Consider the following 9603-nt stretch of genomic DNA (forward strand, 5'->3'; position numbering starts at 1 on the left):
GAGGAATAGCAACACGATATGATAAGCTAAAGTGTAGCTATGAGGGGGCAGTTGTATTAGCTTGTATATTTATTTGGCTACCTTTATCGGGTAAATTCTATACTTGAAATGTCAACAGACCCTAATAATTTCGTCAAATTTTATATTTAATAATAAAGGGCTAAATAATCAGCCCTTTATACTACAAATTAGATCAAACTAACAACACATTAAAGCGCTGCAATCTGCTCCATATTCGCTTTAATTTTCGCTAACTGATCAGCAAACTCAGCAAGTTTTACTTTCTCGCCTTCAACAACCGCAGCAGGCGCTTTCGCGACAAAACCTTCATTGCCAAGTTTAGTGGCAATTTGGTCATGCTGTTTTTGAACCTTGTCTAAGTCTTTTTGTAGACGACCCAATTCCGCTTTAGGGTCAATTAAGCCCTTCATTGGAACGAACACAGACACATGACCCACTACAGATGAAGAAGACAATGGCGGTTGTTCATCGTCCGCAAGGAAAGTAATGCTCTCAACTTTAGCCAACGCAGTGAATAACGCTTCAATACGTGTGATCTGCGCTTTTTCAGCATCAGTGGTGTTTTGAAGTAGAACAGGCAACAAGCGTGCATTACCTAAGCCCATCTCACCACGGATGTTACGTACCGCACCAATCAAACCTTGCAGCCATTGCATATCTGCTTCAGCCTGGTCATTAATCAATGCTTCGTCAGCAGTTGGGTACTGCGCAAGCATGATGGTTTCGCCAGCGATACCAAGTTTAGGCGCAAGCGTTTGCCAGATTTCTTCAGTCAGATAAGGCATCAACGGATGAGCCAAACGTAAAGACGCTTCCATCACCGCAAGCAATACACGACGTACTTCAGCTTTACGCTCTTCCGATACATTTTCATCGTTAAGAACCGGTTTGGTTAATTCAACATACCAGTCACAGTATTCATTCCAGATGAATTCGTAAATCGCTTGTGCAGCTAAGTCTAAACGGTAAGTCGCAAATGCAGTTTGTACCGCAGCAGTCGCTTTTTGTAGACGGCTAACGATCCATTGTTCAGGCAATTCCCAAAGGTCTTGACGTGCTTCTGAACCGATAGTTTGACCTTCGACATTCATCATCACGAAACGTGTTGCGTTCCAGATTTTGTTGGCAAAGTTACGGTAACCTTCAACACGTTTCATGTCGAATTTAATGTCACGACCGGTGTTTGCAAGTGCACAGAAGGTGAAACGAACTGCGTCAGTACCGTAAGATTGAATCCCTTCAGGGAATTCTTTACGGGTTGATTTTTCAATCTTCGCTGCCTGTTTCGGGTTCATCAAACCTGTGGTACGTTTTTGTACTAAAGTTTCAAGATCCACGCCGTCAATCAAGTCTAATGGGTCAAGTACGTTACCCTTAGATTTAGACATCTTCTGACCTTCGCCATCACGAACCAAACCGTGAACGTACACAGTTTTAAACGGTACTTGTGGCGTACCATCTTCATTCTTCATGAAGTGCATGGTCATCATGATCATGCGGGCAACCCAGAAGAAGATGATGTCAAAACCAGTCACAAGTACATCAGTCGGGTGGAAAGTATTTAAGAAATAGTTTTCTTTATCTTTGGCTTCATCGCCAGTCCAACCTAAAGTTGAGAACGTCCAAAGACCCGATGAGAACCATGTATCGAGTACGTCTTCGTCTTGGTCTAATTGAACATCGGCAGGGATATTGTTTTTCGCACGAACTTCAGCTTCGTCACGACCTACATAAACATTACCATCTACATCGTACCAAGCAGGAATGCGGTGACCCCACCACAATTGACGCGAGATACACCAGTCTTGGATGTTGTTCATCCACGCCATGTACATGTTGCTGTATTGCTCAGGTACAAATTTAATCTCGCCATCTTTCACCGCTTTAATTGCAGGCTCAGCAAGCGGTGCAATTTTCACATACCATTGATCCGTCAGTAACGGCTCAACGATGACCCCTGAACGGTCACCGCGAGGTGGTTTAAGCGTATACGGTTGGATTTGCTCTAACCAGCCTTCAGCTTCAGCTTGTTCAACTAATTTTTTACGTGCTTCAAAACGATCTAAGCCCACATATTCCGCAGGTGCAGGGATGGTTTTAGAAATTTGCTCGCCCGCTTTCGCGATGTATTCAAACTCAGCCAACACTTCAGCATTTTTGTTGAAGATGTTGATGATTGGCAATTCGCAGCGTTTACCCACTTCATAGTCATTGAAATCATGCGCAGGGGTGATTTTTACACAGCCTGTACCAAATTCTTTGTCAACATATTCATCTTTAACAATTGCCACGCTACGACCGGTAATCGGCAGGATGATGTTTTTGCCGACAAGATGCGCATAACGCTCATCATCCAGGGCAACTGCAATGGCAGTATCACCGAGCAGGGTTTCAGGACGGGTGGTTGCGACCACGATATAATCTTTGCCATCGTGCGTGCGCAATGATTTATCTTCAAAGAAATATTTCAGATGCCACAATGAACCTGCTTCTTCTTTATCAGACTCAACTTCTAAGTCAGAAAGCGCCGTTTGTAATTTTGGATCCCAGTTAACAAGGCGTTTACCACGGTAGATCAAACCTTGTTCATGCAGTTTTACAAATACCTCTTTGACCGCATTGGATAGACCATCATCCATAGTGAAGCGTTCACGTGACCAGTCTACAGAAGAACCCAAACGACGGATTTGACGGGTAATATTACCGCCAGACTGTTCTTTCCATTCCCAGACTTTTTCGATGAACTTTTCACGGCCCAAGTCATGACGGCTAATGCCTTCTGCACCAAGCTGACGTTCTACCACCATTTGGGTGGCAATACCGGCGTGGTCAGTACCCGGTTGCCAAAGCGTATTTTTACCTGACATACGGTTATAACGGGTCAATGCATCCATGATGGCATTGTTAAAACCATGACCCATGTGCAAGTTACCAGTGACGTTTGGCGGCGGAATCATGATACAGAATGATTCGCCTTTTTCAGAGGGCTTGAAGTAGCCGCGCTCTTCCCAAGTTTGGTACCATTTTTTCTCGATCTCGGTCGGATCGTAGGTTGTCGCGATATTTTGCGCTGAATCAGTCATAGTCTAAACAGATCAAAAGTAGATGAAAAATTGGATCTATTGTAGCAAAAAAAATAGTGGATGCGGCAGCTTAACCAAATGCAAACTTTAGACAATTGGCATGCAGAGCAACTCGTCGTATGATGCAAAGATAAAAAACGCGACTCATCGCAGAAGATTAAAAAGGATAACAAGATGAGCTATAGCATTTCCCTGAAGATCCAGCCTGAAACCCATCAGCGCTTTATCGACCTTCATTCCAGATTAAATGCCGGTGATCCAGACAGTCTGGCTAAACCGCTCGGTGAAAATCTGGCCGATATGGCCTGTGAAATTATTGACCAGATTTTTGGTCAGATGGTGCAGATCGCGAAATCTCCCGACAGTGAATCTGAAAAAGTGATTCAGCACATTATTGAGACGACACGTAAATATATGCCTTGGTCGGTTTCCTTATTTGGCAATGAACGGCTCATGCCCATGGTGAATTATCTGCATCGCATGACCTATACGCATGACGGCGATGTTTTTGTGCGTTATCCGGTGGAAAAGATGCTGGTGATGGAGTTACTGGGTTGTGTGGATCAGATGAAAACTGGCAATCATCAGTATGTCTCGCCGGCACTCAAAGCCTTTACCCAGGTCGTTGATCAGGGCGTGACCTGTCTGATCCGTGAACCGAAAAACCTGTTGAAGTTTAATGTTGTGGTCGATAAAACCTTAAATGGGGTGATTCACCTAACCACCCAGCTCGGCTATAAACGTTTTGATAAACTCGGTAATATCTATGATGCTGATACGATACGTTATTATTTCGAGCATTTACTGGCATTTCTGGAAGATGAAAGGCCGCACCATATTTATTAAAACAAAGGAAACAGGATTTCATGGCGAAAGTTGAAAGTTTAAATGGAAAAGTGGTCTGGATTACTGGCGCATCTTCAGGGATAGGCAAGGCGATTGCACAGCAATGTGCCGCACAGGGAGCGCAGGTGATATTGACTGCGCGCCGTCATGAAGAACTGGAAAATGTGCGCCAAAGCCTGATCAATCCGGATCAACATATTTCCATCACGGCTGATATCACCGATGAAAGTCAGGTTCGCCATGCCTATGAGCAGGTTGTGCAACAAAAAGGCCGGATTGACTGGCTGATCAATAATGCCGGACTCAGTCAGCGTGCCCTGATTGCAGAAACCACCATGCAGACTGAACGCGCCATTATGGAAGTCGATTATTTCTCGCAGGTATTTTTGACCAAAACCGTACTGCCAACTTTTCTGGCACAAAAATCCGGCCGTATTGTGTTTATTTCCAGTGTTGCAGGTTTGCTCGGTACACAATATCGCGCGTCTTATTCCGCAGCCAAAGCAGCAATTCATATGTGGGCCAACAGCCTGCGTGCTGAAGTGGCAGATCAGGGGATTGGCGTATCGGTGATTTTCCCCGGTTTTGTTAAAACCAATGTGTCCCTGAACGCTTTAAATGGTCAAGGGAAGCCACAAGGGCATGCAGATGAAGCGATTGAAAATGGTCTGTCCGCAGAAGATTTTGCCCGCCAAACTGTACAAGCTTTGCAGAGCGGCGAAGAATATATCGTGATTGGCGGCAAGAAAGAAAAACTCGGGGTACTGGTGTCGCGTATTTCGCCAAAAGTCCTGTACAAAATGATTCGCAAAACCAAGGTGAAATAGATCATCCAGACTCAATAAAAAGGGCAGTATTGCCCTTTTTTGATCGCTCTGAAAAAGAAAATTAGAACAAACCTACAATTTAATTTCTGGAGGAGCTGACGCAAAGCGTGCACAACCCATCACACAGATATGCAGAAAATTACCTTTTCACTCTGGTACTTAAGTCAAAAACCGCTATGTTAATTAAAAATAATAGTGAATTTGAAGACGCTCATTCGATGAAAACACCAGTGCCAGACTATCTCAAGCATGTTTTAACTTCCTGCCAAGACAATGATAAAGGGGCCTTGGCCGACTATATTCCTGAGCTGGCAGCAGTCGATCCAGAGAAGTTTGCTTTGGCACTCTCCACCGTAGATGGCACGATCTATTCCACCGGTGATGACGAGGTTGAGTTCACCATGCAGTCCATGTCCAAGCCTTTTGCCTATGCCTTGGCCTTGCAGAAAGTTGGCCTGACCAAGGTCATGGAAAAAGTGGGCGTGGAACCTTCGGGCGAGGCCTTTAACCAGATTTCACTGGAGAAAGACACCAATATTCCGAAAAATCCGATGATCAATTCAGGTGCCATTACTGCCCATTCCCTGATTCCCTATAAACGCACAGTATCCCGGGCGGAACAGTTGCGCCGTTTTTTAAGCGGTTTGGCTGGACGTGAACTGAGTTTTGATACCGATGTATATACCTCTGAACTGAAAACAGCGTTTCGTAACAGATCCTTGGGTTATATGCTGCGTACAGTAGGAGTATTGGAAGAAGATCCAGAAGCGATTGTCAATGGTTATATCAAGCAATGTTCAATCAAGGTGACGGTCAAAGACCTGGCGATGATTGCCGGGGTACTCGCCAACGGTGGGATTCAGCCGCAGACCGGTAAAAAATTATTGGATCGCTCTGTGGTGCGGCAAGTCCTGAGCGTGATGCTCACTTGCGGGATGTATGATGCTGCCGGTGACTGGCTGACCACGGTGGGCATTCCGGCAAAAAGTGGGGTCGCAGGCGGCATTATTGGCGTATTGCCTGGACAGGTGGGCATCGCCGTATTTTCTCCACGAATTGATGAACATGGGCATAGCGCGCGTGGGGTCGATATCTTTGAACGTATATCCCGGGAAATGGGGCTACATTTAATGGAAGGGACGCCGTCGGCACAAACCATTTTACAAAACCGTTATCTCACTGGAAAACGCGATCATGTGGTGGTGTATGAACTGCGTGGCGTATTGCAGTTTACTGAATCGGAAATGCTGCTGCGTATTTTGGAAGATGAACCGGAAGGCAAAAAACGAATTGTGCTGGATCTGACCAATTTGACCCTAATTCATAATGTCGGCGCACGCATGTTATTTGAAGGCGTGGCGCGTTTGAAAAAGGATGGTCATCCTGTTGTGGTGGTTGACTCGGAAGGAATTTTGAGTGAAGCACAGATGAAGGGTAATAAAAGGGTCGTGGTCAAAGAAAACCTGAACAAGTATCTAGAAAAATTTCAATAGACGTTCTTTCTGCTGTCTTGCTTGAGCACCGGCTGTATCCCGGAAATAAAAAAAGCCCCGATGATTCGAGGCTTTTTTAATAAATGATTTATTTAATATGTGCTGCAATGTCGCTAAAGATCACACCTAAACCATGTGCACCGGCATCCGGATAGCCTAAGCTACGGTCACCGACCGTACCGGCACGGCCCATACGTGCCACAATCTCTTGAGTCGATTCTGCACCTTTTACCGCAGCCGCTGCACCCAAGACAAAGTTTTCTTTAAAAGTCTTGCCGGTATTGGCAGACCATGAATCTGCACATGGTACTAGGGCATCAATCAGGGTTTTATCCCCCACCACGGCACCACGACCAAATGAACGCTCACCGATCACTTGAATGCCTTTGACTGCCGCCTGCAACATTTCAGCAAAGTCAGCGACAGTTAAACTGGTTTTATCTTGAATGGCCTTACTCGCGGCACGGAAGGCTGAACCCCAGATTGGACCTGATGCACCGCCACAGTGTTCCATAATGATCATTGAGCAGTTCAGCATGAATTCATCCATATGCTGCGCTTGAATCAGACTTTGCCATTCACGTTTCAGCTGTTTAAAGCCTTTGGCCACGCTCATGCCAAAGTCACCATCGCCGGCATGGGCATCTAGCTCGCAGAAAGGCACTTCATTTTTAATAATGCAAGCCGCCATGACATCGACGACATAACGCATATTCTCAATCGTGAATTGCTCATTGCTGATTATTGCATGTTCAGGTTGGGTTTCAACTTCGGTATTGGCGCTGCGTTCAGCTGATGCATCTTTTGCTGCAAATTCAAAAGGTAGTGCAGGTGAACCATCCATTTTAAATGCAGGGGTAGTGGCTTCTGCATCTAAATAGGTTTTCAGTTCAGCATCCAGCGCAAGTAAAGATACTGATGCACCGTTCATGTCGATACTGGTCATGTAGTTACCGACAAAAGTACGATAAATTTTGATGCCTTTACGTGCCAAATGTTCGCAAACATCGTTGTTAAAGACATACAGCTCCTGCATTGGCGTTGAACCAAAACCATTGACCAATACCGCTACTTCAGTCAGGTCAGGACGGTCAAGAAACAGGTCATCAACAATACGTTGTGCCAGTTCTTTTGATGGCAATATTTTTTCACGACGAATCCCCGGTTCACCGTGGATGCCCACGCCGTATTCCATTTCATCATCGGCAAGAGTAAAGGTTGGTGTGCCTTTGGCAGGAACGGTACATGAGCTATAAGCGAAACCCAAGCTAATGACATTGTCTGCAGCTTTTTGTGCAATGGCTTTGACTTCAGGAAGTTCTAAGCCTTTTGATGCTGCAGCACCGGCAATTTTATGTACCAATACTGTACCGGCAACACCACGACGACCGACAGTATATAAGCTGTCTTTGACTGCAATGTCATCTGCTACTTTGACGTAATCCACGTTAATGCCGTCATCTGTTGCAAGCGCTGCACCATTCTGGAAATTCATCATATCGCCAGAATAGTTTTTAATGATCATCAGCACGCCTTTGTCTGTTGCAACATGCTGCAATGCTTTGTAGACCTGAATTTGTGAAGGTGATGCAAATACGTCACCACAAACGGCTGCGTCTAACATACCTGCGCCGACAAAGCCTGCATGTGCCGGCTCGTGACCGCTGCCGCCACCACTGATCAGTGCGACATTATTATGTTTTGCTTTTCTTGAAATGATTTTGTGTGACTCGGTAAATGCGAGTTCTGGATGAGCGAGGACAAAGCCTTTGCACATTTCGACAACCAGGTTTTCAGGGTTGTTGATGAGTTTTTTCATTGGAACACCAAGAGTGATTGATTTGGGAGATAAATTTATTGCTCTATTATTATAGAAAGTAATGATTTTTGCAGAGTTAAAAATGTAAAAGCAGGTGGTTTTGGGTTGAGAGGTTAGAAAAGGGGCACATATTTGATAAATTAAATTCCTCCCAACCTCCCTTTAAAAAAGGAAGGAGCTGTCACGTAATTTATTTGTTTACGTGAAGTCCCCCTCTTTGGAAAAGAGGGGGTTGGGGAGATTCAAAAAAAGAGAATAAAAATGAAACCCTATAATAAAAACTTAAAACAAGTCTCTCGTGATTTACGTAATAACATGACTGAGGCTGAAAAGCTGCTCTGGTCAAAACTCCGTGGCAAACAAATTTTAGGTTTGCAGTTTTATCGGCAAAAACCAATTATGAATTACATCGTGGACTTTTATTGTCCTGCTGCCAATTTGGTCATTGAATGTGATGGTAGTCAACACTTTACGGAAGATGGGTTAGAAACAGATCGCATTCGAGATGAAGCTCTGGCTCAACTTGGATTGAAAGTGTTGAGATTTGATAATGGGCAGGTGATGGGGCGGATTGATGATGTGGTGGAAACGATTTATCAGTGTTGTCTGAAAGAGCTTTCATAAAAATCTCCCTAGATCCCTCTTTGGAAAAGAGGGACTTCGCGCGAATTTGATTGCGGTTGTGGATTTGGCTAGTTCCTCCCTTTTTAAATGGGAAGCTAGGAGGGGGGCTTTATGCAGAATGATAGTTCACAAGTGGGTTTAACTGAATGAGTGAATTTTTCATATTGAAATTCAAGTAACTTATTGTGTAACGTATTTGAAAAATTCTCCAAGTTATAAATATTATCTATATGACCGTGATCTAAACTAGCTTGCAGTGAGTTTCTGAGTAAGCAATTTATAGCTTCGATGAAGGTATTTAAGTAATTTGGAGTAAGATTAATGTCATAGAGAAATAGTTTAATTTTTAATTGCTTCACAGCATCTTCATTGCCTTGAATATAGTAGATTAATGTAGAAGGATTAAAATCATCATCTAATTCAATTAGTTTAGATCCAAACCAAATTTCATCGCCAATATCAGAATATTTAACTTGGAGTTCGTAGCCACTTAGGAACCTTTCTGCTTGATATACACTCCAGCCCAGATCTAAAGGTGTATTAGATAGTTTACTTCTTTTAGATTTCCTATGCTTTACGAGCGAAAAAGAATCGATTAGTTGTTGATAGTTTTCTATCTTATGAATCTTAATATGATGAAACCACTCATCAATCAAATCTTTTTGAGTTCGAAAGTTAATAATGACTAAAAATTTTGTAAGGGTGATAAGTTTTTTATCTTTGATATGAAATTGAAGTCGTACAAAAATTTCTTCATATTTTATAGATCTCTTGCGAAAGTCATTATTGCAAGTTTATCCGGTTTACGAGTGCAGCAATTAAGTTAATGCGTAAACCGAATCTTTTCCGTCTATTTCGATAGCGTTCACTTAATATTCTAAATGTTTTCA

6 protein-coding genes and 2 pseudogenes are annotated in these 9603 nt (G+C 43.6%); 5 read left to right on the forward strand and 3 right to left on the reverse strand.

The features are described from left to right. Window positions 1-107 (forward strand): annotated as a pseudogene (locus FTU42_RS14255) (IS5/IS1182 family transposase); the annotation flags it as partial. A gap of 102 nt (window positions 108-209) precedes the next feature. Here the strand turns inward: FTU42_RS14255 and FTU42_RS14260 are convergent. Further along, on the reverse strand, window positions 210-3104 hold the full coding sequence (locus FTU42_RS14260) for a valine--tRNA ligase (protein WP_180075225.1): 2895 nt from the start codon (window positions 3102-3104) through the stop codon (window positions 210-212). A gap of 174 nt (window positions 3105-3278) precedes the next feature. Here FTU42_RS14260 and FTU42_RS14265 point away from each other — a divergent pair, with 174 nt between their 5' ends. From FTU42_RS14265 to FTU42_RS14275, 3 genes are all read left to right on the forward strand, one after another. Beyond that, window positions 3279-3950 (forward strand): hypothetical protein, encoded by a 672-nt coding sequence (locus FTU42_RS14265; RefSeq protein ID WP_180075224.1) that lies wholly within the window; start codon window positions 3279-3281, stop codon window positions 3948-3950. Between the two features lie 20 nt (window positions 3951-3970). Then, window positions 3971-4777, forward strand: coding sequence for an SDR family oxidoreductase (locus FTU42_RS14270; protein WP_100357269.1), 807 nt, complete (start codon window positions 3971-3973; stop codon window positions 4775-4777). 218 nt (window positions 4778-4995) lie between these two features. After that, complete coding sequence (locus FTU42_RS14275; protein WP_180075223.1) at window positions 4996-6270, forward strand: glutaminase; 1275 nt, start codon at window positions 4996-4998, stop codon at window positions 6268-6270. An 88-nt stretch (window positions 6271-6358) separates the two neighbouring features. Here FTU42_RS14275 and dhaK read toward each other — a convergent pair whose 3' ends face one another. Continuing rightward, on the reverse strand, window positions 6359-8089 hold the full coding sequence (dhaK, locus tag FTU42_RS14280; protein ID WP_180075222.1) for a dihydroxyacetone kinase subunit DhaK: 1731 nt from the start codon (window positions 8087-8089) through the stop codon (window positions 6359-6361). A gap of 261 nt (window positions 8090-8350) precedes the next feature. Here dhaK and FTU42_RS14285 point away from each other — a divergent pair, with 261 nt between their 5' ends. Next, window positions 8351-8713, forward strand: a complete 363-nt coding sequence (locus FTU42_RS14285; RefSeq protein WP_180071925.1) for an endonuclease domain-containing protein — start codon at window positions 8351-8353, stop codon at window positions 8711-8713. A 783-nt stretch (window positions 8714-9496) separates the two neighbouring features. On the opposite strand, the pseudogene FTU42_RS14290 reads toward FTU42_RS14285, so the two are convergent. Beyond that, window positions 9497-9603 (reverse strand): annotated as a pseudogene (locus FTU42_RS14290) (IS5/IS1182 family transposase); the annotation flags it as partial.

The sequence above is a fragment of the Acinetobacter sp. YH12102 genome, assembly GCF_013419125.1.
Taxonomy (GTDB): Bacteria; Pseudomonadota; Gammaproteobacteria; order Pseudomonadales; family Moraxellaceae; genus Acinetobacter; species Acinetobacter pseudolwoffii.

Excerpts from the sequence above, each read along its gene's own strand:
- FTU42_RS14260 (WP_180075225.1), bottom strand. The coding sequence starts at position 3,104 with ATGACTGATTCAGCGCAAAATATCGCGACAACCTACGATCCGACCGAG.
- FTU42_RS14265 (WP_180075224.1), top strand. The coding sequence starts at position 3,279 with ATGAGCTATAGCATTTCCCTGAAGATCCAGCCTGAAACCCATCAGCGC.
- FTU42_RS14270 (WP_100357269.1), top strand. The coding sequence starts at position 3,971 with ATGGCGAAAGTTGAAAGTTTAAATGGAAAAGTGGTCTGGATTACTGGC.
- FTU42_RS14275 (WP_180075223.1), top strand. The coding sequence starts at position 4,996 with ATGAAAACACCAGTGCCAGACTATCTCAAGCATGTTTTAACTTCCTGC.
- dhaK (WP_180075222.1), bottom strand. The coding sequence starts at position 8,089 with ATGAAAAAACTCATCAACAACCCTGAAAACCTGGTTGTCGAAATGTGC.
- FTU42_RS14285 (WP_180071925.1), top strand. The coding sequence starts at position 8,351 with ATGAAACCCTATAATAAAAACTTAAAACAAGTCTCTCGTGATTTACGT.